21 protein-coding genes and 1 pseudogene are annotated in these 22,115 nt (G+C 71.6%); 9 read left to right on the top strand and 13 right to left on the bottom strand.

Going from position 1 to position 22,115, the window contains the following annotated elements; translation table 11 throughout:
- Positions 1-66: 66 nt before the first annotated feature.
- The 3 genes from pknB (at position 67) to OO54_RS14770 (ending at position 3,582) form a co-directional block, all read left to right on the top strand.
- The gene (gene pknB / locus OO54_RS14780) at positions 67-1,968 is read left to right on the top strand and encodes a Stk1 family PASTA domain-containing Ser/Thr kinase (protein ID WP_200146771.1); all 1,902 of its coding nucleotides are present in this window, start codon (positions 67-69) and stop codon (positions 1,966-1,968) included.
- An 8-nt stretch (positions 1,969-1,976) separates the two neighbouring features.
- Entirely contained in the window at positions 1,977-2,828 is an 852-nt protein-coding gene (locus OO54_RS14775; protein ID WP_033203319.1) for a deoxyribonuclease IV, read from the top strand.
- An 85-nt stretch (positions 2,829-2,913) separates the two neighbouring features.
- Positions 2,914-3,582, top strand: a complete 669-nt coding sequence (locus tag OO54_RS14770) for a DUF4396 domain-containing protein (RefSeq protein WP_033203318.1) — start codon at positions 2,914-2,916, stop codon at positions 3,580-3,582.
- A gap of 48 nt (positions 3,583-3,630) precedes the next feature.
- Here OO54_RS14770 and OO54_RS14765 read toward each other — a convergent pair whose 3' ends face one another.
- Positions 3,631-4,275 carry a sulfite oxidase-like oxidoreductase gene (locus OO54_RS14765; RefSeq protein WP_026058135.1) on the bottom strand — a complete coding sequence of 215 codons (645 nt, stop codon included), beginning with the start codon at positions 4,273-4,275 and terminating at the stop codon, positions 3,631-3,633.
- Positions 4,276-4,458: 183 nt separating this feature from the next.
- Between OO54_RS14765 and bfr the strand changes: the two genes are divergently transcribed.
- A complete protein-coding gene (gene bfr, locus OO54_RS14760) occupies positions 4,459-4,935 on the top strand; it encodes a bacterioferritin (protein WP_015032978.1) in 477 nt (158 codons plus the stop codon).
- A 20-nt stretch (positions 4,936-4,955) separates the two neighbouring features.
- Here the strand turns inward: bfr and OO54_RS14755 are convergent, their stop codons facing one another.
- Entirely contained in the window at positions 4,956-5,210 is a 255-nt protein-coding gene (locus tag OO54_RS14755) for a (2Fe-2S)-binding protein (protein WP_033203317.1), read from the bottom strand.
- Positions 5,211-5,346: 136 nt separating this feature from the next.
- Positions 5,347-6,408: pseudogene (locus OO54_RS14750) on the bottom strand (3-deoxy-7-phosphoheptulonate synthase class II); the annotation flags it as partial.
- Positions 6,409-6,562: 154 nt separating this feature from the next.
- Between OO54_RS14750 and OO54_RS14745 the strand changes: the two are divergent.
- The 3 genes from OO54_RS14745 (at position 6,563) to OO54_RS14740 (ending at position 11,508) form a co-directional block, all read left to right on the top strand.
- On the top strand, positions 6,563-9,376 hold the full coding sequence (locus tag OO54_RS14745; RefSeq protein WP_033203364.1) for an N-acetylmuramoyl-L-alanine amidase: 2,814 nt from the start codon (positions 6,563-6,565) through the stop codon (positions 9,374-9,376).
- A 104-nt stretch (positions 9,377-9,480) separates the two neighbouring features.
- Entirely contained in the window at positions 9,481-9,537 is a 57-nt protein-coding gene (locus OO54_RS48775) for a trp operon leader peptide (protein WP_071892416.1), read from the top strand.
- A 99-nt stretch (positions 9,538-9,636) separates the two neighbouring features.
- Positions 9,637-11,508 carry an anthranilate synthase family protein gene (locus tag OO54_RS14740; RefSeq protein WP_033203316.1) on the top strand — a complete coding sequence of 624 codons (1,872 nt, stop codon included), beginning with the start codon at positions 9,637-9,639 and terminating at the stop codon, positions 11,506-11,508.
- A gap of 77 nt (positions 11,509-11,585) precedes the next feature.
- Here the strand turns inward: OO54_RS14740 and OO54_RS14735 are convergent, their stop codons facing one another.
- From OO54_RS14735 to OO54_RS14720, 4 genes are all read right to left on the bottom strand, one after another.
- Positions 11,586-12,584, bottom strand: coding sequence for a 2-hydroxyacid dehydrogenase (locus tag OO54_RS14735; protein WP_033203315.1), 999 nt, complete (start codon positions 12,582-12,584; stop codon positions 11,586-11,588).
- Positions 12,585-12,663: 79 nt separating this feature from the next.
- A complete protein-coding gene (locus OO54_RS14730; RefSeq protein WP_051034137.1) occupies positions 12,664-13,311 on the bottom strand; it encodes a response regulator in 648 nt (215 codons plus the stop codon).
- Between the two features lie 32 nt (positions 13,312-13,343).
- Positions 13,344-14,555, bottom strand: a complete 1,212-nt coding sequence (macS, locus tag OO54_RS14725) for a MacS family sensor histidine kinase (RefSeq protein ID WP_033203314.1) — start codon at positions 14,553-14,555, stop codon at positions 13,344-13,346.
- 34 nt (positions 14,556-14,589) lie between these two features.
- Positions 14,590-15,321, bottom strand: a complete 732-nt coding sequence (locus OO54_RS14720) for a lysophospholipid acyltransferase family protein (RefSeq protein WP_017238833.1) — start codon at positions 15,319-15,321, stop codon at positions 14,590-14,592.
- Positions 15,322-15,510: 189 nt separating this feature from the next.
- Here OO54_RS14720 and OO54_RS14715 point away from each other — a divergent pair, with 189 nt between their 5' ends.
- Positions 15,511-16,293, top strand: coding sequence for an alpha/beta hydrolase (locus OO54_RS14715; protein ID WP_033203313.1), 783 nt, complete (start codon positions 15,511-15,513; stop codon positions 16,291-16,293).
- Complete coding sequence (locus OO54_RS14710; protein ID WP_033203312.1) at positions 16,286-16,960, top strand: hypothetical protein; 675 nt, start codon at positions 16,286-16,288, stop codon at positions 16,958-16,960. Before OO54_RS14715 ends, OO54_RS14710 begins: the two co-directional genes overlap by 8 nt.
- 124 nt (positions 16,961-17,084) lie before the next feature.
- Here OO54_RS14710 and OO54_RS14705 read toward each other — a convergent pair whose 3' ends face one another.
- The 6 genes from OO54_RS14705 to OO54_RS14680 form a co-directional block, all read right to left on the bottom strand.
- Positions 17,085-17,831 carry an endonuclease/exonuclease/phosphatase family protein gene (locus OO54_RS14705; protein WP_033203363.1) on the bottom strand — a complete coding sequence of 249 codons (747 nt, stop codon included), beginning with the start codon at positions 17,829-17,831 and terminating at the stop codon, positions 17,085-17,087.
- 77 nt (positions 17,832-17,908) lie between these two features.
- The gene (locus OO54_RS14700) at positions 17,909-18,850 is read right to left on the bottom strand and encodes an ROK family glucokinase (RefSeq protein WP_017238837.1); all 942 of its coding nucleotides are present in this window, start codon (positions 18,848-18,850) and stop codon (positions 17,909-17,911) included.
- Positions 18,851-18,916: 66 nt separating this feature from the next.
- Positions 18,917-19,378: a DUF5304 domain-containing protein gene (locus OO54_RS14695; protein WP_033203311.1), complete on the bottom strand. Its 462-nt coding sequence runs from the start codon at positions 19,376-19,378 to the stop codon at positions 18,917-18,919.
- Positions 19,379-19,419: 41 nt separating this feature from the next.
- Positions 19,420-20,550, bottom strand: coding sequence for an ArsA family ATPase (locus OO54_RS14690; RefSeq protein WP_033203310.1), 1,131 nt, complete (start codon positions 20,548-20,550; stop codon positions 19,420-19,422).
- A 30-nt stretch (positions 20,551-20,580) separates the two neighbouring features.
- On the bottom strand, positions 20,581-21,021 hold the full coding sequence (locus tag OO54_RS14685) for an SRPBCC family protein (protein ID WP_017238840.1): 441 nt from the start codon (positions 21,019-21,021) through the stop codon (positions 20,581-20,583).
- Between the two features lie 89 nt (positions 21,022-21,110).
- Positions 21,111-21,878, bottom strand: coding sequence for a metallophosphoesterase family protein (locus OO54_RS14680; RefSeq protein ID WP_078905203.1), 768 nt, complete (start codon positions 21,876-21,878; stop codon positions 21,111-21,113).
- Positions 21,879-22,115: the final 237 nt, after the last annotated feature.

Here is a 22,115-nt window from a genome sequence, read left to right as displayed (position 1 = left end):
ACAGCTGCGCTGCAGTCCCGGCCCGTCCGGGCGGGGGGCGTGTCCACGGCTCGTAGACTCGACGCCGTGGACACGACCCTTCAGGACCCCCTCGTCGGGCGGCTGCTCGACGGCCGCTACCGCGTCGACGCGCGCATCGCCGTCGGCGGGATGGCCACGGTCTACCGGGCCGTCGACACCCGACTCGACCGGGTGCTCGCGCTCAAGGTGATGCACCCGGCCCTGGCGACCGACGCCGCCTTCGTCGAGCGCTTCATCCGCGAGGCGAAGTCGGTGGCCCGGCTCGCCCATCCCAACGTCGTCGGCGTCTTCGACCAGGGCGCCGAGGGCGCGTACGTCTACCTGGCGATGGAGTACGTCGCCGGCTGCACGCTCCGCGACGTTCTGCGGGAGCGCGGCGCGCTGGCACCCCGGGCGGCGCTCGACATCCTGGAGCCGGTGCTCGCCGCGCTCGGCGCCGCGCACCGGGCCGGGTTCGTCCACCGCGACATGAAGCCGGAGAACGTCCTGATAGGGGACGACGGCCGGGTCAAGGTCGCCGACTTCGGACTGGTGCGGGCGGTGGGCTCGGCCACGGCGACGACCGGCGCGGTCCTCGGCACGGTCTCGTACCTGGCGCCGGAGCAGATCGAGCACGGCACCGCCGACACCCGCGCCGACGTGTACGCCTGCGGTGTCGTCCTCTACGAGATGCTGACGGGCGCGAAGCCGCACGGCGGCGACACCCCCGCCCAGGTGCTCTACCAGCACCTGAACACCGACGTGCCGGCCCCGTCGGCCACCGTCCCCGGACTCGCCCCGGAGCTGGACGAGCTGGTCGCGGCCGCCACCGCCCGCAACCCCGAGGTCCGTCCGCACGACGCCGTGGCGCTGCTCGCCCTGCTCCGCGAGGCCCGCGCGACGCTCGGCGACGACCAGCTCGACGCCGTACCCCCGCAGGCGCGGTCCGAGGCCCGTGACACCGCCGACGACCGGACCAGCGTGATCGCCCGGCCGGTGCCGGCCGAGGCGGACGCCGGACAGGTGCTCCACACCAACCGCCTGCCGGTGCCGGAGGCGCCCCCCGCGGCCCGTCGGCGGCCGCCGCGCGGTCCGCTGCTCGCCGTCGTCGCCGTGCTGCTCGCACTCGGCCTCGGCGCCGGCGTCTGGTACATCAATTCCGGCCAGTTCACCCGCGTACCGGCCGTCCTCGGCCAGACCGAGGCCGTCGCGACGCAGCGGATCAAGGACGCCGGCCTCGACGTCGGCTCGACGAAGCGCGCCTTCAGCGACGTGTACGGGCGCGGCACGGTGATGGCCGTCGATCCGGCGCCCGGCGAGCGGGTGCGGGGCAACGCCACCGTCACCCTGACGCTCTCCCGCGGCCCCGAGGTCGTGAAGGTGCCCAACCTCAGGAACAAGCCGCTCGCGGAGGCCAAGCGCCTGCTCGAGCGGGAGGGCCTGGTGCCCGGGGTGATCACCACCGAGTTCAGCGACGCCGTGGCACAGGGTGCGGTGATCGGATCCGACCCGGAGCCCGGCACCGACCGCGCCCCGGACTCCGCCGTCGCCCTGGTGGTCAGCAAGGGCTCCCCGATCGACGTGCCCCACGTCACCGGCGAGACCGTCGCCGACGCCACGGCCGTGCTCGAGGAGGCCGGGCTCACCGTGAAGGTCGCCTCCGAGCGGGTCAACTCCCCCGAGGAGGCCGGCGCCGTCGCCGCCCAGTCCCTCGCCGAGGGCAGCCGGGCCGCCGAGGGCGACACCATCACCCTCACCGTCTCCAAGGGCCCCCGCCTGGTCGAGGTCCCGGACGTCACGGGCGAGACGACCGCCGAGGCGCGCGCGGCCCTGGAGGACGCGGGCTTCGAGGTGAAGGTCGACAAGTCCTTCCCCTATCTCGGCGACACGGTGGCGAGCCAGTCCGTACGGGGCGGCGCGACCGCCCCCGAGGGCTCCACCGTCACGATCACGATCAAGGGACTGTAGGAACACTGATGCGCAACCCCGTCGGCGGCCATGTCCCCGTGGCCGGTGGCCTCGCCACGACAGGCCTCGGCTACGCCCGCGAGCTCGGCGCCGAGACCGTCCAGGTCTTCGTCGCCAACCCGCGCGGCTGGGCCACCCCCCTCGGCAACCCGGCCCAGGACGAACGCTTCCGGGCCGAGTGCGAGGCCGAGTCGATCTCGGCCTGGGTCCACGCCCCGTATCTGATCAACTTCGGCTCCCACACCGAGGCCACCGTCGAGAAGTCGGTCGAGTCGATGCGGCACTCGCTGCGGCGGGGCCGGCAGATCGGCGCCAAGGGCGTGGTCGTGCACACCGGCTCGGCCACCGGCGGCCGTCCGCGCGAGGTGGCGCTGGCCCAGGTGCGGGAGCGGATGCTGCCGCTCCTCGACGAGCTGACGCACGAGGACGATCCGTACCTCCTCCTGGAGTCGACGGCCGGCCAGGGCTTCTCGCTCTGCTCGCGCGCGGAGGACTTCGGACCGTACTTCGAGGCCCTCGACCACCACCCCAAGCTCGGGATCTGCCTCGACACCTGCCACATCTTCGCGGCGGGCCACGACCTGACCGGCCCGCACGGCGCGACGCGGACGCTCGACCAGCTGGTCGCGACGGTCGGCGAGGGACGGCTGAAACTGATCCACGCCAACGACTCCCAGGACGTCGTCGGCGCGCGCAAGGACCGCCACGCGAACATCGGCATCGGCCACATCGGCGAGGACGGTTTCCGCAACCTCCTCCGGCACCCGGCGACCGACGGCGTACCGCTGATCATCGAGACGCCCGGCGGCAAGGCCGGCCACCTCGCGGACGTGGAGCTGCTCAAGAAGCTGAGGGACTGACACGATTCCCCGTTGAGGAATACCCCAGGGGGGTATACGGTTCCTGAGGACGGCAGGAACCGCTACCCGACCATGGGGGCACCCGATGCAGCACGACCCGCACACCCATCACGACCACGGCACCCACCAGGACCACACGGGCCACGCGGCACACTCCGGTCACACGGGCCACACGGCCCACTCCGGCCACGAAGGCCACACAGACCACACCGAGAACCACGCAGCCGGCCACACGGGCCACGAAGGCCACCACGGACACGGCGACGGCCACGGGCACGGGCACGGGCACGGCGACCATCAGGGTCACGGCGCGGGCGAGGTCTCCTGGGCGATGGCGGCCAAGGCCACGCTGCACTGCCTCACCGGCTGCGCCATCGGCGAGGTCCTCGGCATGATCATCGGCACCGCGCTCGGCTGGGGCGACATGGAGACGATGATCCTCGCGATCATCCTGGCGTTCTTCTTCGGCTACGCGCTGACCCTGCGCGGCATCCTGGCCGCCGGCGTCGACTTCAAGACGGCCTTCAAGGTCGCCCTCGCCGCCGACACCCTCTCCATCGCGGTCATGGAGATCATCGACAACGGCGTGATCGCCCTGTGGCCCGGCGCCATGGACGCGCACCTCTCCGAGCCGCTCTTCTGGATCGTGCTCGCCATCGCGCTGGCCGCCGCCTTCGTGATCACCACCCCGGTCAACAAGTGGATGATCGGCCGCGGCAAGGGCCACGCGGTGGTCCACCAGTACCACCACTGACCGGCGCGCGCCGCGGCGCACCGACGGACCCGGGACGGTCCGGAGCGACTACAGCTCCGGGCCGTCTCCCGGTTCCTCCTGGTACGAGTAGCGCTGCTCCGTCCACGGATCGCCGAGGTTGTGGTATCCGCGCTCCTCCCAGAAGCCCCGGCGGTCCGCGGCCATGTACTCCACGCCCCTGACCCACTTGGGGCCCTTCCAGGCGTACAGGTGCGGGACGACGAGGCGCAGCGGGAAACCGTGCTCGGCGGTGAGCAGCTCGCCGTCCTTGTGGGTGGCGAAGATCGTGCCGTCCGCGGCGAAGTCGGCGAGCCGCATGTTGGCGCTGTAGCCGTACTCGGCCCAGACCATCACATGGGTGACCGAGGGCGCCGGCGGGGCGAGCTCCAGGACCGTGCGGGCGGCCACGCCGCCCCACTCCGAGCCGAGCATGCTGAACTTCGTGACGCAGTGCAGATCGGCCACGACCGTGGAGAACGGGAGCGCCGAGAAGTCCTCGTGGTTCCAGCACCGCTTGTCGCCGTCGGCCGTCGCCCCGAAGACGCGGAACTCCCAGCGGTCCGGCTTGAACTTGGGGACGGGCCCGTAATGGGTGACCGGCCAGCCGCGCTGGAGCCGCTGGCCCGGCGGAAGATCCGGCGAACGATCCGGCTGCCCCGCTTCCCGGTGTACTCCGCTCTCCGGCTGACCCATGTCATCCATGGTGACAGACGGCGAGGGGTGGTCATGACCAGCCGACCTTCCGCCCGATTCGATTCGGGCAAGTGCGACTAAGCCTGCACTTACTGGACGCCCCCCATTCGGGGTGCGAGGATGCGGCCATCCTGCCCAGTGACGGCGTAGACACACAGCGTGGAAGTGGAAGGAGCCTCTGCGATGCAGGGCGACCCCGAGGTCCTCGAGTTCCTCAACGAGCAGCTGACCGGCGAGCTGACGGCCATCAACCAGTACTGGCTGCACTACCGCATCCAGGACAACAAGGGCTGGACGAAGCTCGCCAAGTACACCCGCGAAGAGTCCATCGACGAGATGAAGCACGCGGACAAGCTGACCGAGCGCATTCTGATGCTCGACGGCCTGCCCAACTACCAGCGGCTCTTCCACGTGCGCGTCGGCCAGACGATCACCGAGATGTTCCAGGCGGACCGCCAGGTCGAGGTGGAGGCCATCGACCGCCTCAAGCGCGGGATCGAGGTCATGCGCGCCAAGGGCGACATCACGTCCGCCAACCTCTTCGAGGAGATCCTGGCCGACGAGGAGCACCACATCGACTACCTGGACACCCAGCTGGAGCTGATCGAGTCCTTGGGTGAGGCGCTCTACATCTCGACCCTCATCGAGCAGCCGAGCTAGGCGCGAGGCCCTCGGGCCCTTTAGGCCGCTTCCCCGAGTTCCGCGACGGTGTCAGATTCGGAGACCAGGGCGGGCATGCCCTGGTCCAGGAGTTCCCGTCGCGGGCAGTTGCCGCGTCCGAGAATGGCCTGAATGCGACGGACACAGGACCCGCAGTCCGTGCCGGCCTTGGAGGCTGAGGCGATCTGGCGGGGCGTGCAGGCGCCCGCGTCGGCATGGTCCTTGACCTGCTTCTCCGTGACACCGAAGCATGAGCAGACGTACACGCGGTTCACCTCCCGCCTAGATCGATAAGGCTAACCTAACCTTACCCGGCTGCCGGGAGCCTCAAAAGCCCTGGATACGACGATGGGGCGCGGATCACATGGATCCGCGCCCCATCGTCGTAGGTATCTACTTACTGATCGCGGTCGGGTCGGTGACCCACGCGACGACCGCACCCGACGCGGTGACCTTCTCGACCAGCTCGGGGAGCTTGTCGCGGACCTTGTCGGCGCCCATGCGGACGATGAAGGTCAGCCGGCCCGGCTCGCGGTCCGGGTCGAGGCGGTCGATGTAGGTGAGCGCCTCGTCCACCGTGGTGGTCGGGCCGAGCTTGATGCCGATCGGGTTGGCGATCTGCGAGCAGAACTCGATGTGCGCGTGGTCCAGCTGACGGGTGCGCTCACCGATCCAGACCATGTGGCCGGAGGTGTCGTACAGCTTGCCGGTGCGCGAGTCCGTACGGGTCAGGGCGCCCTCGTAGTCGAGCAGCAGCGCCTCGTGGGAGGCGTAGAACTCGACGGCCTTGAACTCGGCCGGGTCGGTGCCACAGGCCTTCATGAAGTTCAGCGCGTTGTCGATCTCGCGGGCGAGCGCCTCGTAGCGCTGGCCCGAGGGGGACGACTTCACGAAGTCCTGGTTCCAGGCGTGCACCTGGCGCAGGTCGGCGTAACCACCGGTGGTGAAGGCGCGCACCAGGTTGAGCGTCGAAGCGGAGGCGTGGTACATCCGCTTCAGGCGCTCGGGGTCCGGGATGCGGGCCTTCTCGTTGAAGTCGAAGCCGTTGACGGAGTCGCCCCGGTAGGTGGGGAGCGTCACGCCGTCGCGCGTCTCGGTGCCCTTGGAGCGGGGCTTCGAGTACTGGCCGGCGATGCGGCCGACCTTCACCACGGGCACGGAGGCCGCGTAGGTGAGGACGGCGCTCATCTGGAGCAGCGTCTTGAGCTTGGCCCTGATGTGGTCGGCGGACACGGCGTCGAAGGCCTCGGCGCAGTCGCCGCCCTGGAGCAGGAACGCCTCGCCACGGGCGACGGCTCCCATCCGGGCGCGCAGCTGGTCGCACTCGCCGGCGAAGACGAGCGGAGGATACGACTCGAGGTCCGCGATCACATCGCGCAGAGCCTCGGCATCGGGGTACTCGGGCTGCTGCGCCGCGGGCAGGTCTCGCCAGGTCGCCTTGGCGACGGCGTGGGAATCAGCGTTCACGGTCACGCGCACAACATTACGGGGTTCTTCGTCCGGTCCTGTCCCCCTGACCAGTGGCTGAGACGCGCGCCCGAAATGTCACCCGGTGACATGCATGCCTTCGAGTGGTGTTACCCTCTGGCCCGTTTCAATAGAACACAGTCGAACCACAGGGGTGGGCGTGACCCAGAGGCACCGCAGGGACCGCAAGAAGAAACGACTCTTGTACGGAGCGGCGGCAGCTGTCGTCGCCACCGCCACGATCGGCACCATCGCGGTCGCCTCCCCGGGCCTCCTCGGCGCGGCTGGCGACGGTACGTCCGGAGGTGACACTTCCCTCCAGTCGCAGTTCGCAAACGCGGCGCGCGAGTTCGACGTGCCGCAGAGCGTGCTGATGGCGGTGTCGTACCGCCAGACGCGGTGGGAGTCGCACGACGGCCTGCCGAGCACCACCGGTGCGTACAACGTCATGGGTCTGACGAAGGTCGACCCGGAGGACGTGGAGCAGGACACGGACGAGCAGCTGCTCGACCTCATGAACCGAAGCGGCGACCCCCGCATCGAGAAGAAGTTCGACAAGAACAAGGCGCTCGCCGCCCTTCCCGAGAAGAAGGTCGACACCGACAACCCGGCGCTCCACACGCTGGACAAGGCCGCTGAACTGATCGACGGCTCGACCGACTCGGTACAGAAGGACAGCGCGGCCTCGATCCGAGCCGGTGCCGCCCTGCTCGCCGAGTACCAGAAGCAGGCCGGTGCGGAGCTGTCCGACGACCCGGGCGCCTGGTACCCGGCCGTGGCGCGCTACAGCCAGTCCACCGACCGGAAGGGTGCCGACCTCTTCGCGAAGCGCGTCTTCGAGTCGATCAAGACCGGCGAACGCGAGACGACCGCGGACGGCGAGCAGGTCGTCCTGCCGGCCGACCCGTCGGTGGAGCCGGTCAAGCCGTCGAACGTGCCGCTCGCGGCGAGCTTCACGGCCACGACCGACACCCCGACGGTCGAGTGCCCGTCCGGCCTGGCCTGCACCTACATCCCGGCCGCGTACTCGCAGAATGACGGCAACTACAACATCGCGAGCCGCCCCGCGAACGGCTTCGACGTCCGCCAGATCGTCATCCACGACATCGAGGGCTCGCACGACGGCGCGGTCGCGGTCTTCCAGAACCCGACCAGCTACGCGAGCGCCCACTACATCGTCCGCAACGACGGTCGCGTGACGCAGATGGTGGAGACCAAGAACGAGGCATACCACGCGGGCAACAAGACCGTGAACATGCACTCGATCGGCATCGAGCACGAGGGCTACGCCATCAAGGGCGGTGGCGGCTGGTACACCGAGCCGCAGTACGAGTCCTCTGCGGCGCTGGTGAAGTACCTGGCGGCGAAGTTCTCCATCCCGCTCGACCGTGAGCACGTGATCGGTCACGACGACGTGCCCAGCATCCTGGACAGCAAGATCCAGGACCACTGGGACCCGGGCCCGTTCTGGGACTGGAACGGTTTCATGGCCAAGGCCGGCGCGCCCACCGGCGCCGGTGGCGCGGGGGGCCTGCTCCAGGCCGGCCAGCTCGTCCGCCTGGTCCCTCCGTTCACCTCGGCCAACCAGCCGAAGCTGACGTACACCGAGGACGGCACCACCAAGACGGCCCCGGCCCAGCCGGTGAACTTCGGCTACCTGTACACGGAGCCGGTGGCCGACCCGGCGAAGTCCCTGACCGACCCGTACTTCTCGTCCCTGTGGTCGCAGGGCTCGAACTGGGGCAACAAGGTCACGGCCGGCAGCACCTACGTCGTCGCCGGGACCTCGGGGACCGACTGGACCGCCATCTGGTACGGCGGCAAGAAGGCATGGTTCCACAACCCGGGCGGCCAGTTCACCGCGCCCGTGGGCACGACCGCTCAGACGGCGATCACCGCCAAGGACGGCGCCACCTCGATCCCGGTCTACGGCCGCGCCTACCCGGAGGACGCCGCCTACACCGGAACGGGCGTCCCGGTCCAGGGCAGCAACAACGCGTCGCTGACGAAGTACAGCCTCCCCGCGGGGCAGTTGTACGCGAAGGCCGGCACCGCCGTGCCGGGCGACTACTACTACAGCGCGTACAACGCCGACGGCACTCGGGTCGAGGGCAAGACCAACATCTTCGTCCCGATCCGCTTCAACCACCGTCTGGCATGGGTGAAGGCGAGCGACATCAAGGAGGTCGCCACCAAGGCCCCAGTCTCCGCGACCAACCGCTACAACCTCCTCGCCCGTGACACCTCCGGCGCCCTCTGGCAGTACCAGGGCACGGGCAGCGCGTCCGCGCCGTTCCTGGCGCGGTACAAGGTCGGCACCGGGTGGGGGGCGTACAACCTGGTGACGCCGCTGACGGCGCTGCGGGCGGACGGCACGGGTGACGTGATCGCGCGGGAGCCGAGCGGAGTGCTCTGGTACTACCCGGGCAGCGGGAACCCGTCCGGGCCGTTCAAGACGCGGGTGAAGGCGGGCACCGGATGGGGCGTCTTCAACCAGATCGTCGGCGTGCGCGACCAGACGGGCGACGGCAAGCCGGACGTGATCGGCCGGGAGAGCTCGGGCGTCCTGTGGCTGTACCCGGGCACCGGCAACCCGAGCGCGCCGCTCGGGCCGCGTCTGAAGGTCGGCACGGGCTGGCAGACGTACAACGCGATCGTCAGCACCGGTGACCTGACCGGCGACGGCAAGGCGGACCTCGTCGGCCGCGACAGCTCCGGCAGGTTCTGGCTGTACAACGGCACCGGCCAGGCGGCGGCGCCGTTCGGCCCGCGCGTCAGCGTCGGCACGGGCTGGCAGACGTACAACAGCATCGTCGGTCCGAGCGACCTGACGAAGGACGGCCGGGTCGACCTGATCGGCCGCGACGGCACCGGCGTGCTGTACCTGTACAACGGCACCGGCAGCGCGACCGCGCCCTTCGGTCCGCGCGTCAACGTCGGCAGCGGCTGGCAGATCTACAACATGATCTTCTGATCGGCCGCTCGAGACAGAGCCCTTGGGTTCTCGGGGCCCGGTCCGCACCGTCCACGGTGCGGACCGGGCCCCGTTTCCGTGCCCGGCTGGGTTACAGTGCTCGCATGTTCGCGCCTCAGATCCAGAACTGGTGGTGGACCGCTCATCCGGCGGCCCACTGACTGCGCGTACACCGAACGCACACAGGCCGCCCCGAGGGGCGGCCTTTCTCGTACCCGGGCCGTTCCCCTCCGCTCCCCACCGGAAGGAACGACGCACCCATGGACCTCTCCCGTCTCCTCGACGACTCCTGCCCTCCCTTCGCGCTGCTGCGCAGGCGCACCCCGGGCCGCGACCACGACACCGTCGAGGTGCTGATCGGCCCGGTCCACGAGGCCGAGCGCCTCGCGGAACTGCCCGTCGGCCCGCTGCCGACGCTCGCGCTCGTGCCCTTCCGGCAGATCCGGGAGCGCGGCTTCGACGTGCGGGACGACGGCACCCCGCTCTCCGTGCTCGTCGCCGAGGAGTCGTACGAACTGCCGCTCGCCGACGTCCTCGAACGGCTTCCCGCGCATGACGTGACGGTCGAGGGCGGCCGGTTCGACGTCTCCGACGAGGAGTACGCCGGGACCGTGCGGCGCGTCATCGACGAGGAGATCGGCTCGGGCGAGGGGGCGAACTTCGTCATCCGCCGCACCTACACCGGGGAGATCCCGGGCTTCGGGCGGGCCGACGCACTGGCCCTGTTCCGGCGGCTGCTCGCGGGCGAGCGGGGCGCGTACTGGACGTTCGTCGTGCACACCGGCGACCGGACGCTCGTCGGAGCCAGCCCCGAGGTGCACGTGCGCATGGCGGGAGGGACGGTCGTCATGAACCCGATCAGCGGCACGTACCGCTACCCGGCCGGCGCCGCCCCGACCGCCGAGGGCCTGCTCGCGTTCCTCGCCGACCGCAAGGAGACCGAGGAGCTCTCCATGGTGGTCGACGAGGAGCTGAAGATGATGTGCACGGTGGGCGACATGGGCGGAGTGGTGATCGGCCCCCGCCTGAAGGAGATGGCCCATCTCGCGCACACCGAGTACGAGTTGCGCGGGCGGTCGTCGCTGGACGTGCGGGAGGTGCTGCGGGAGACCCTGTTCGCGGCGACCGTGACCGGCTCGCCCGTCCAGAACGCCTGCCGGGTGATCGAGCGTCACGAGACCGGCGGCCGCGGCTACTACGCGGGGGCGCTCGCGCTGCTCGGCACCGACGGGAACGGCACCCAGACGCTCGACTCCCCCATCCTGATCCGCACGGCCGACATCGCCCCCGACGGACGCCTCCGGGTGCCGGTCGGCGCGACCCTGGTGCGGCACTCCGACCCGGCGGGCGAGGTCGCCGAGACCCACGCCAAGGCGGCGGGGGTCCTCACCGCGCTCGGCGTACGGCAGGGCAGGCCGGCCGGCGACGAGGCTCCGGCGGCCGCGCGGCTCGCCGACGACCCCCGGGTGCGGGCCGCCCTGGACGCGCGCCGGGCGGACCTCGCGCCGTTCTGGCTGAAGATGCAGGCCAGGTCGGCCGAGCTGACCGGGCACGCGCTCGTGATCGACGCCGAGGACACCTTCACGGCGATGCTGGCGCACGTGCTGCGCTCCTCCGGTCTCGAGGTGTCGGTGCTCCGGTACGACGAGCCGGGCCTGCGGGAGCTGGCGCTCGCCCACGAGGGGCCCGTCGTCCTCGGCCCCGGCCCCGGCAACCCCTCGGACGCCGCCGACCCCAAGATGCGCTTCCTGCGCGCCCTGACCGCCGAGCTCGTGCGGGACCACCGCCACGGCCTCCTCGGCGTCTGCCTCGGGCACGAGCTGATCGCCGCCGAACTGGGCCTGGAGATCGTCCGCAAGCGCACCCCGTTCCAGGGCGCCCAACTCCGGATCGACCTCTTCGGCCAGGAGCGGACGGTCGGCTTCTACAACAGCTTCACGGCCCGCTGCGACGACCGTTCGGCGACGGAGCTCGCCCTCCACCGCATCGAGGTGAGCCGCGACCCGGAGACGGGCGAGGTCCACGCGCTGCGCGGGCCCGGCTTCGCCGGCGTGCAGTTCCACCCGGAGTCGGTCCTGACGTTGGAGGGCGCCGCTCTGACGGCCTCGCTCCTCGCCGGGGTACTGGTCTGAGGAGCGGCGCGCCGGGAGGGCTCAGGCGGTGTCCTGTCGATCAGGCCGCGAGCCCGGCCTGATCGACAGGACGCGCCCTAGGAGGCCCTCGGGACCAGGACGTTCTCGCTGCGCCGGCCGGCGCAGTAGTCGAGGACGTTCTTGAGCGTGGCGTCGACGATCTGGCCGACCGCGTCGACGGTGTAGTACGCCTGGTGCGAGGTGACGATCACGTTCGGGAAGGTGACGAGGCGGGCGAGGGTGTCGTCCTCGACGACCTCGAGGGACTTGTCGAGGAAGAAGAGTCCGGCCTCCGCCTCGTACACGTCCAGGCCGACGCCGGCGAAGCGGCCGGCGCGGAGTTCGGTGACGAGGGCGTCGGTGTCGACGAGTCCGCCGCGGCTGGAGTTCACCAGGATCGCGTCGTCCTTCATGGCCTTGAGGGCGGCGGCGTCGATGAGGTGCCGGGTGGCGGGGAGCAGCGGCACGTGGAGGCTGATGAGGTCGGCCTCGGCGAGGAGCCGCTCCTTCTCGACGTACTTCATGCCGAGCGCGGCGCAGGCGGGGTTCTCGGCGATGTCCCAGCCGAGCAGGTTCATGCCGAACCCGTGGGCGATCCGGGTGAAGGCCTCGCCGATCTTTCCGGTGCCGAGGACGCCTGCGGTACGGCCGCGCAGGTCGCGGCCCATCAGTCCGTCGAGGCGGAAGTCGAAGTCGCGGGTGCGGCTGGAGGCGCGGACGATCCGGCGGTTGACGGCCATCGCGAGGGTCCAGGCGAACTCGGCGACGGAGTACGGCGAGTAGTACGAGACGCGGGCGACGGTGAGGCCGAGGCGCTCGGCGACCTCCAGGTCGATGTTGTTGAAGCCGGTGGAGCGCTGGGCGATCATGCGGGTGCCGCCGGCGGCGAGGGTCTGCAGGACCCGGTGGTCGAGGACGGCGTTGACGCTGGTGGAGACGATCTCGTGGCCGGCCGCGATGGGGGCGGTGTCCTCGGTGAGGGAGACGTCCAGACAGCGGATGTCGTGGTGGCCCTCGAATGCCTGCTCGATGAGGGGTTTCTCGTCCACCTGCACGCCGAATGCCAGGATCTCCACGGTTTTCCCCTCATCATCACGATGGGCCGTATATGCGCGAACATCGCGAATATACGGCCCCTCGCCCCGCCCGGCCGCCTCAGGCGTCGTCGAGCCCGCGCTCGATGGCGTACCGCACGAGCTCCACCCGGTTGTGCAGCTGGAGCTTGCCCAGGGTGTTCTGGACGTGGTTCTGCACGGTGCGGTGCGAGATCACCAGGCGTTCGGCGATCTGCTTGTAGCTGAGCCCCTTGGCGACGAGGCGCAGGACCTCCGTCTCGCGCTCGGTCAGCTGCGGGGCCTTCGGCTCGTCGCCGCCGGCCGCCGGGGCGGGCTCGGAGGCGAGCCGGCGGTACTCGCCGAGGACCAGCCCGGCGAGGCCCGGTGTGAAGACGGGGTCGCCGACGGCCGTCCGCCGCACGGCGTCGGTCAGCTCCTCCGTACTGGCCGACTTGAGGAGGTAGCCGGTGGCGCCGGACTTGACCGCTTCCAGGACGTCGGCGTGCTCGCCGCTGGCCGAGAGGACGAGGACCCGCAGCGCGGGGTGCGCGCCGACCAGCTCCTTGCAGACCTGGACGCCCGGCTTGACCGGCAGGTTGAGGTCCAGGACGAGGACGTCCGGACACACCGCCGTGGCCCGGCGCACGGCCTGCTCGCCGTCGCCCGCGGTGGCGACCACGTCGAACCCCGCCTCGGCCAGATCGCGGGCGACCGCGTCCCGCCACATCGGATGGTCGTCGACGACCATCACCTTGATCCGGCGCTCGGCCTGCTGCTCGCTCACTTCTCCCCTGCCTTCCCCCGTGGAACCTTCAACTCGACTTCCGTGCCCTGACCCGGGACCGAGATCAGCTCGGCCGAACCGCCCAGATCCCGCAGTCTCCCCCGGATGGAGAGGGCGACGCCCATCCGGCCCTCGCCCCAGGCCTCCGCGAGGCGGCCCTCCGGAATTCCGGGGCCGTCGTCCCTGACGGTGACGATCACCTCGTCCGGCCAGTCCTCGATGAGGATCCACGCGTGCGCGTCCTCCCCGGCGTGCACCCGGACGTTGTCCAGGGCGGCGCCGACAGCGGTGGCCAGCTCACGGGCGGCGGGCGGCGGCAGCAGGACCGGGGCACCCGGCTCGGAGAGGGTGACCCGGGCCCCCGCACGCGGGGCGAGCAGGGCGCGGAGGTCGACGGGGCTGTCGTCGTCCGGTTCGTCGTCCACCTCGACGACCCGGACGAAGGCGCCCTCGGACTCGTCCTCGGACACCAGACTGGGCCGGGTGAGCCCGCCGGCGACGAGGGTGCGGAGCGCCACCTCCTGCTCCCCCGCCATCCGGCCGAGTTCGGCGGCCTCGCCGCCGAGGGCGGTGCCGCGCCGCTGCACCATGGCGAGGACCTGGAGGACGCTGTCGTGGATGTCGCGGGCGAGCCGCTCCCGCTCCCGGGTGGCCGCCTCGATCTCCAGGGCGCGGGCGAGGGTGCGTTCGGAGGCGCGGGCGACCTCGACGACGTACCCGATGGCGATGGAGGCCACCCAGACGAGCAGCACGTTGTGGAAGGTGTCCCGGCTGGGGTGGCCGCGCTCGACGATGTTGGCGACGGCGACCAGGGAGGAGGCGACCCCGGCCCAGCGCCAGCCGCCCTTGATCGCGTACGCGAGGACGGAGCCGGCGGTCCATATCGACGGCAGCGTCGGGCCGTCGACCGACTGGGCGTGGGCGTCGGCGAGCGGGGTGAGGAGGATGCCGACCAGGGCGACGGTGAGGTCGGCGACGAGGAAGCGCTTGGTGCAGCTGGCCGCGTTCGCCACCTTGGGAAGGGTCGCGAGGGTCCAGACGCACATCACCGCCAGGTAGCCGACGGCGATCCAGGGCCGTTCGTACGCGCTCCGGTCGAACGCGAACAGCAGGACCGCGTAGACCATCGTCAGGACGCGGTAGCCGGTCAGCGCCCGCCACAGCGGCTGCTCGACCGACATGCGCACGACACGCTCGCGCTTGGCCATCTCCCCCACCCCCCGGAAAGCCCCTCGCGGGGACTTACGCGCCGGACTCTTCCCGAGCGGCGATCTCGGCCTTGACGGCCTCCTTGGCCGCCTTCTCCGCGTCCGCGATCTGCCGCTTGGCGGCGGTCGCGTAGATGTCGACGTACTCCTGGCCCGACAGCTTCATGATCTCGTACATGACCTCGTCGGTCACCGAGCGGAGGATGAAGCGGTCACCCTCCATGCCCTGGTAGCGGGTGAAGTCCAGCGGCTTGCCGATCCGGATCCCCGGGCGCATCAGCTTGGGGACGACCTTGCCGGGCGGCTGGATCTTCTCGGTGTCGATCATGGCGACCGGGATCACGGGCGCGCCGGTGGCCAGCGCCACCCGGGCGAGGCCGCCGGGCTTGCCGCGGTAGAGGCGGCCGTCGGGCGACCGGGTGCCCTCGGGGTAGATCCCGAACAGGCCACCGCCCTCGATGACCTCGATGCCGGCCTTGATGGCCGCCTCGCCGGCGCCCCTGGCACCGGAACGGTCCACCGGGAGCTGGCCGACGCCCTTGAAGAAGGCGGCGGTGAGCTTGCCCTTCACGCCGGGCGTGGTGAAGTACTCGGCCTTGGCGATGAAGGTGACCTTGCGGTCCAGGACGGCGGGCAGGAAGAAGGAGTCCGAGAAGGACAGGTGGTTGCTCGCGAGGATCGCGGGTCCCTCGGCGGGGATGTTCTCCAGACCCTCCACCCAGGGCCGGAAGGCAAGCTTCAGGGACCCTCCGATGGAGAACTTCATTGCGCCGTAGATCAACTCGCCATGCCTTCCGTGTGCCGTCGCGACGACTTTATCCCGTACCCGCGCACGCCCCCCGCTACGGCCCTGGTCGGTGTCGGTCCGGTCGCGTACCGTGAAGGTCCTTTCCCCATTTTCCGTCGCTCCGGCGCACCCGAAGACGCCGGAGTCGCAAGCGAACAGGAGACCCCGGTGCCGGTCCTTCCCGGAGCCGAGCCGTACCGCCATGACGGCGGAGAGGTCGGCGTCCTTCTCTGTCACGGATTCACCGGATCCCCGCAGTCGATGCGCCCGTGGGCCGAGTACCTGGCCGAACACGGGCTGACGGTGTCGGTGCCGCTGCTGCCCGGCCACGGCACCCGCTGGGAGGACATGCAGGTCACCGGCTGGCACGACTGGTACGCGGAGGTGGACCGGGCCCTGCGCGAGCTCCTCGACCGGTGCGAGGCCGTCTTCGTCTTCGGCCTCTCCATGGGCGGGGCGCTGACCCTGCGGCTCGCCGCCCGGTACGGGGACGCGGTGCGGGGCATCGTGCTGGTCAATCCGGGCAACAAGGTGCACGGCCTGGCGGCCCGCGCGCTGCCGGTGGTCCGGCACCTGGTCCCGTCGACCAAGGGCATCGCGAGCGACATCGCGAAGGAGGGCGTCGCCGAGGTCGGCTACGACCGGGTGCCGCTGCACGCGGCGCACTCCCTGCGGCAGTTCTTCATGACCGTGGACGCGGAGCTCCCCCAGGTCACGCAGCCGGTGGTGCTGCTGCACAGCCCCCAGGACCACGTCGTGCCGCCCGCCGACTCGGCCCGGATCCTCTCCCGCATCTCCTCGACCGACGTCCGGGAGATCCTGCTGGAACAGAGCTACCACGTGGCGACGTTGGACCATGACGCGGAGCTGATCTTCGACGAGAGCCTGGCCTTCGTCGAGCGCCTCGCGTCGGGGCTGGTCGACGGAAAGGGGAGCAGGAGCGGTGGCTGAGCAGCAGGACGGCGACGAGCGGGAGCCGCAGCCCATCGACGAGGAGGCGGCCTGGGCCGCCATCGTCGCCGGGTACGGCAAGGAGCCCGCGGACCCTCCGGGGACGAAGCCGTTCCGGCCGATAGAGAACCTGGCGCTGCCGGAGCCCGAGGACGGGGCCGACGGGACCGGGGACGAGGTCCGGCCGGTGAAGCCGCGGCCGGTGGTCGGGGAGGGCACGCCCTGGAAGCCGCGGCCGACCGCCGGGGAGACGCCGGCGGAGGCCGCCGACGAGCCGGAGGCGGACGACGACGCGTCCGGGCCCGAGCGGCCCGCGCTGGGCAGCTCGATCGTCTTCGCGCCCGGGGTGCGGCCCGCCGGCCCCCGGGACTACTCGCCCGCCGAGCCGGACGAGGCCGACGGAGGCTCCGACGAGGGCCACTTCGTCCCGCCGGAGCCGCCGCCGCTCCCCGAGGCCGACGTGACGACCCGGTTCGCCTGGCTCGCCGTGGTCGGCGGCCCGGTCCTCATGCTGGTGGCCGTCCTGCTCCAGTGGGACATGACCTGGTGGCTGACGACCCTCTGCATCGGCGGCTTCCTCGGCGGCTTCGCCACCCTGGTCGGCCGTATGAAGCACGACGACGATGACGACGGCTTCGACGACCCGGGGCGCGGGGCGGTCGTCTGATCGTCCCGACGCCGTCCTCGCACCGGTCGGCGCCGGGGCGCGTCCCGTGCTGCGGGCGGCCGCGCCGCGGTGACGTGGGCCGGGCGTCCGCCGGGCCCGTGGCGCGGCCGGCGGCGCCCGCCGGTCAGCCCGTCGCGGGGACGCGGACGGCCGCCAGCACCGGGAGGTGATCGGTGGCGGCCAGCAGGTCCGCCGGGTCGAGGTGCGGGGGGACGCCGCAGCCGAGGAACTCGACGCCCGGGGTCGCCAGGATCGCGTCGATGCGCTGGTGCGGGTCGGCGGGGATCGAGGTGTACTCGCCGCCCCAGGGCGCGGCCTCCCAGCCGTCCTGCAGTCGCCCGGTCAGCCGGGTGAAGGCGGGGCCCCCGGGACGTTCGTTGAGGTCGCCGGCGACGAGGGTGTACGGGGTGCCCAGGGCGGCGACCCGGTCGAGGACCATGCCGGCCTGGGCGTACCGCTCGTCCTTCCGCAGGCTCAGATGGCAGCTGATCAGTCCGACCCGGGCCGTTCCGAAGCGGACGACGGCGGTCGCCAGGCCGCGGCGGTGGAGGCCCGGGGTGAGCGGCAGCAGCACGTCCTCGGTGCGTTCGACGGTGGCGCGCAGCGAGCAGAGCAGCAGGGGGCCGGCGGCGGGGGCGCCGCCGGCGAGGACGACGAGTTCGCTCTTGGCGGCGAGCCGGGCGGCGTGCTTGCGCCAGCGGAAGAAGCGCGGGGCCTCCTGGACGAAGACGACGTCCGGGGCGCAGGCCCGGATGATCCGGGCGAGGGCGTCCTCGTCGTCGCGCAGCGAGCGGACGTTGTAGCTCATGACCCGGAGGACGGCCGAACCGTCGTCCTCGGTGCGGGAGTCGGGCAGCTCGCTGGTCGCCATGTCGGGCACCATACGCCGACCGCCCGCCGGGTCCGTGGGGACGCGGCGGGCGGTCGGCGTGTGCCTGTGCGCGGAGGTCAGCCCTGGCGGGCCAGGTCCGCGGCGCCGACGAGGCCGGCCTTGTTGCCGAGCTGGGCGGCGAGGACCTGGGCGTGCGGGCGCCACTGGCCGCCGATCAGCCAGCGCCGGAAGGACTTGCGGATCGGGTCGAGGACGAGGTCGCCCTCGTCCGAGACGCCGCCGCCGACGATGAACGCCGAGGGGTCGAAGAGCGAGGCCAGGTCGGCGAGTCCGGCGCCCGCCCAGCGGGCCAGTTCGCGGAAGGAGTCGACGGCGACCGGGTCGCCGGCGCGGGCGGCCTCGCTGACGTGCTTGCCCTCGATGCCTTCCGGAGTGCCGTCGCCGAGGCCGAGCAGGATCGCCGCCCGCTCCGGGGTGGCGTTGGCGCGCTGCCGGGCGTACCGGACGAGCGCGCGGCCGGAGGCGTACTGCTCCCAGCAGCCCTGGCTGCCGCAGCCGCACAGCAGGCCGTCCGGGACGACCCGGATGTGGCCGAATTCGGCCGCTACGCCGAAGCGTCCGCGGCGCAGCTTGTTGCCGATGATGATGCCGCCGCCGAGGCCGGTGCCGAGGGTGATGCAGATGACGTCCTCGTGGCCCTGGCCGGCGCCGAACCGGTACTCGCCCCAGGCCGCCGCGTTGGCGTCGTTCTCGACGACGACGGGCAGGCCGACCCGCTGCTCGACCTTGTCCTTGAGCGGTTCGTGCCGCCAGTCGATGTTCGGCGCGAAGAGGACGGTGGCACGCTTGTCGTCGACGTAGCCCGCGGCACCGATGCCGACGGCCTCGATCGAGTGGCCCCTGCCGGCCTCGGAGACGGCCGCGCTGATCGCGTCGACGATCCCGTCGGGGGTCGGCGGGGTGGGCACCTTGTGCGTGTCGAGGATCTTGCCGTCCTCGTCGACCACGCCGGCCGCGATCTTCGTGCCGCCGATGTCGACGCCGATGGTGAGTCCCATGTGTCCCTCAGTTTTCGGTCGAGCCCCGCTAAGGCCCACCGTACCCGAGGGCGAGGAGGCTACTGATCAGTCGAGGTCGATGTGCTGGCCGGTTCCGGGCCCTTCGTCGTCCTTGCGGGGCTCGTCGGTGTCCCCGCGGGGCTCGTCGGCGTCCCGGCGCGGGTCGTCCTCGGTCACGGGCCCGCCGCGGGTCCAGCGGTTCTCGTGGCCCTCGACGGCGGAGCGGTAGGCGGCGAGGAGTTCGCTCCCGGCGGCGGCGAGGTGGTCGAAGACCTGGGGGTTGCGCTCGATGACGGGCTCGACGACGGCCTTCGCCTGGTTGACGAGCTGCTGTACGGTCTGCGCGGCCTGGCCCGCGAGGAGGGGGGTGCCGAGGCCTCCGGAGACCTTGTCGGCGACGGCTTCGAAGAGCTTGCGGAACTCCTCCGCGGGCGAGCCGGGCTCCGCTCCGCGCTGCGCCCGCCGGCGGGCCTTCTCCGCCTCCAGGTCCTCGGCGCACGCCTTGGCCCAGGCGTCCGAATCGCTCATGGCGTACTCCTCACTGGCTGGTACTTCGACGGTACACGGCCTCAGGGCGTGCGGGGCCAGAGTCCCGGGTCGGGTGTGAAGCGCACCCGGAGGTCGCCTTCGACGAGTCCCGCGCCGGTGACGGTGCAGCGGCGCAGGGCGCCCGGCAGGGGGACGGCGCGGCGGAAGGGGCCGACGGTCAGCAGCAGTTCGTCGCCGCGCCGGACGAGCGAGAGTTCGTCCTTGACGGCCCCCGGGAGGCCGATGTGCCAGACGAGGACGCCGTCCTCCTCCCGCCGGTCCTCGACGGGCCACTCCGGCACGGGGCCGGGAGCGACGTCCGGCCGTACGGGCGCGAGCAGGGCGAGGTCCTCTGTTCCGCGCGGCTCCCGGCCGAGGTGCGGGAGCTCGTACAGGACGTCGGTGGCGGTACGGAGCTCCGCCAGGTGCCGGTGCTGCTCGGCGGTGAGTCCGGCGAGCCAGGGGTCCTCGGAGTCGGCGGGCAGCAGCCGGTTGGCGACGACCGCCTCCAGCGCGCGGCCCTGGAGCGCGAGCCCGAGTCGGGCGGCGCGCAGGGCGGGGGCGGCGGCGGGGCCGGGTTCGAGCACGAGCCGGACGGTGGTCTCGGGGGCCTCGACGACGGCCTGGACGGCGGCAAGTTCCGCCTCCCACCGCGCGGTCGTCTCGTACAGCCACTGCGCGGGCATCGGGACCCCGGCGAGCTGCGCCAGCATCGGGCGCAGGGCGCGCGCGGCCTGCCGCTCGGGCGGCAGCAGTCGGCGCAGGTAGCGGCGGAGCTGCTCGGGCAGGGCGAGCACGGCGAGCGCCTCCGGCAGCGGCGGCAGGTCGACGACGGCGACGTCCTCGTCCCCTCGCGCCACCTCGCGCAAGGCCCTGAGCAGCGCGAACTGCCGGCTTCCCGGCAGCTCCGTCAGCTCGGCGTCCTCGAACGGCGCGGCCCCGAGCAGGTCCAGCGCGGTGCCCGCCCTCGCCTGGAACCCGAGGAACTCCCGCCGGAAGTCCGCGGCGGGCTCCGGCCGCAGCACCCTCGGCCCGTCCCCGCCCCTCAGCGGATCGCGCTCCTCGGAGACGAGCACCACCCGCTTTCCGCCGCGCGCCTCCGCGACGGCCGTCGCACCCGCCACGGTGCTCCGCCCCGCGCCCCCGACACCTGTGACAAGGATGATCCGCATGCGGAGGACGTTACCTGCGCCCTCCGGGGGTCACGCGCGGGATTCGACGCGCTGCTTGAGGCCGGCGAGGGCGCGGTCGATGATGACCTTCTCGGCCTTGCGCTTGATCATGCCGAGCATGGGGATCTTGACGTCGACCGTGAGCTGGTAGGTGACCTCGGTGCGGTCGCCGGCGAGCGGGGCCAGGCGGTAGGACCCGTCGAGGGAGCGGAGCATCTGGGACTTGACCAGGGTCCAGCTGACCTCGTTGGCGCCGGTCCAGGTGTAGGCGAGGGTGTGGTCGTCCTTGATCGCGCCGGCGTCGAGGAGGAGCCGGACCTTCTCGGCGCGGCCGGAGGCGTCGGTCTCCAGGACCTCGGCCTCCTTCACCTCGCCGGTCCACTCGGGGTAGCGGGCGAAGTCGGCGATCACACCCATGACGTCGGCCGGCGCCGCCTCGATGGTGATGCTCGAGCTGGTGTGTTCGGCCATCGCGGTGGCTCCTCCACGGTGTGTTCCGGCGGAAGTGAAAGGGCACAGACGTGCCTACGGCAGGCTATCGCGCCGCGACTGCGGCCCCGTCACCACTCCAGCGCGAAGGGTCTGCCGGTCGAGGCGAAGTGGCCGACGTTCACGCACTCGGTCGAGCCGATCCGCATGCGGCGGGCGAGCGGCTGGTGGACGTGGCCGAAGAGGGCGTAGCGGGGCCTGACGCGGCGGATCGCGTCGAGCAGGGCCCGGCTGCCGCGCTCGAAGCGGCGGGCGACGGTGTCGTACGTCAGGTCCGGCACGTCCGGCGGGATGTGGGAGCAGAGGATGTCGATGTCGCCGAGCGCCTCTACCTTCGCGGCGTACTCCTCGTCGGAGATCTCGTACGGGGTGCGCATGGGGGTGCGCAGGCCGCCGCCGACGAAGCCGACGGTGAGGCCGCCGAGCTCGATCCGCTCGCCGTCGAGGACGGTCGTGCCGGGTCCGGCGAAGTCGGGCCAGAGCCGGGGGATGTCGACGTTGCCGTAGGTGGCGTAGGTGGGGGTGGGGAAGGCGGCGAAGAGTTCGGCGTACTGGCGGCGCACGGCTGCCTCGATGGCGGTGTCCCGGTCGACGTCGAGTCCGGCCCAGAGGCGGCGCCCCAGGTCACGGGCCTCGTCGAAGCGGCGGGCGGTGCGCAGCTCGACCAGCCGGTCGGCGTTCTCGGTGCCGAAGAGGTCGGGGAAGATGCCTCGGCTGTGATCGGCGTAGTCGAGGAAGAGGACCAGGTCCCCCAGGCATATCAGGGCGTCGGCGCCCTCCCCCGCCTTGGCGAGGTCTCCGGCGTTGCCGTGTACGTCACTGACCACATGGACTCGCATGAGGCCACCTTAGGGGGTGTCACCTGCGGTTACTTGGGAGTCGCGAAACCAGTGGATTACTGTGCGCAGAGCACCGTCACGCATGTGTGACGCACGGAACATCTGGCCGGGACCCCCTATCGGGAACCATGTACTGGTGGGTAACGTCCGGGCAGTCCAGTCGTGCTCACCCCCACTGAGCACCTGCCCGATCATGGACTTCACCGGTGCATCACACAGAGCCGTGGCGCCGGCGCC

The sequence above is a fragment of the Streptomyces wedmorensis genome (assembly GCF_000716445.1).
GTDB lineage: Bacteria > Actinomycetota > Actinomycetes > Streptomycetales > Streptomycetaceae > Streptomyces > Streptomyces wedmorensis.
Note: the sequence above shows the minus strand (reverse complement) of the source record. Positions and strands in the feature narration are given on the sequence as shown.

Excerpts from the sequence above, each read along its gene's own strand:
- OO54_RS14775 (WP_033203319.1), top strand. The coding sequence starts at position 1,977 with ATGCGCAACCCCGTCGGCGGCCATGTCCCCGTGGCCGGTGGCCTCGCC.
- OO54_RS14770 (WP_033203318.1), top strand. The coding sequence starts at position 2,914 with ATGCAGCACGACCCGCACACCCATCACGACCACGGCACCCACCAGGAC.
- OO54_RS14765 (WP_026058135.1), bottom strand. The coding sequence starts at position 4,275 with ATGGGTCAGCCGGAGAGCGGAGTACACCGGGAAGCGGGGCAGCCGGAT.
- bfr (WP_015032978.1), top strand. The coding sequence starts at position 4,459 with ATGCAGGGCGACCCCGAGGTCCTCGAGTTCCTCAACGAGCAGCTGACC.
- OO54_RS14740 (WP_033203316.1), top strand. The coding sequence starts at position 9,637 with ATGGACCTCTCCCGTCTCCTCGACGACTCCTGCCCTCCCTTCGCGCTG.
- OO54_RS14730 (WP_051034137.1), bottom strand. The coding sequence starts at position 13,311 with ATGGTCGTCGACGACCATCCGATGTGGCGGGACGCGGTCGCCCGCGAT.
- macS (WP_033203314.1), bottom strand. The coding sequence starts at position 14,555 with ATGGCCAAGCGCGAGCGTGTCGTGCGCATGTCGGTCGAGCAGCCGCTG.
- OO54_RS14720 (WP_017238833.1), bottom strand. The coding sequence starts at position 15,321 with ATGAAGTTCTCCATCGGAGGGTCCCTGAAGCTTGCCTTCCGGCCCTGG.
- OO54_RS14705 (WP_033203363.1), bottom strand. The coding sequence starts at position 17,831 with ATGGCGACCAGCGAGCTGCCCGACTCCCGCACCGAGGACGACGGTTCG.
- OO54_RS14700 (WP_017238837.1), bottom strand. The coding sequence starts at position 18,850 with ATGGGACTCACCATCGGCGTCGACATCGGCGGCACGAAGATCGCGGCC.
- OO54_RS14695 (WP_033203311.1), bottom strand. The coding sequence starts at position 19,378 with ATGAGCGATTCGGACGCCTGGGCCAAGGCGTGCGCCGAGGACCTGGAG.
- OO54_RS14690 (WP_033203310.1), bottom strand. The coding sequence starts at position 20,550 with ATGCGGATCATCCTTGTCACAGGTGTCGGGGGCGCGGGGCGGAGCACC.
- OO54_RS14685 (WP_017238840.1), bottom strand. The coding sequence starts at position 21,021 with ATGGCCGAACACACCAGCTCGAGCATCACCATCGAGGCGGCGCCGGCC.
- OO54_RS14680 (WP_078905203.1), bottom strand. The coding sequence starts at position 21,878 with ATGCGAGTCCATGTGGTCAGTGACGTACACGGCAACGCCGGAGACCTC.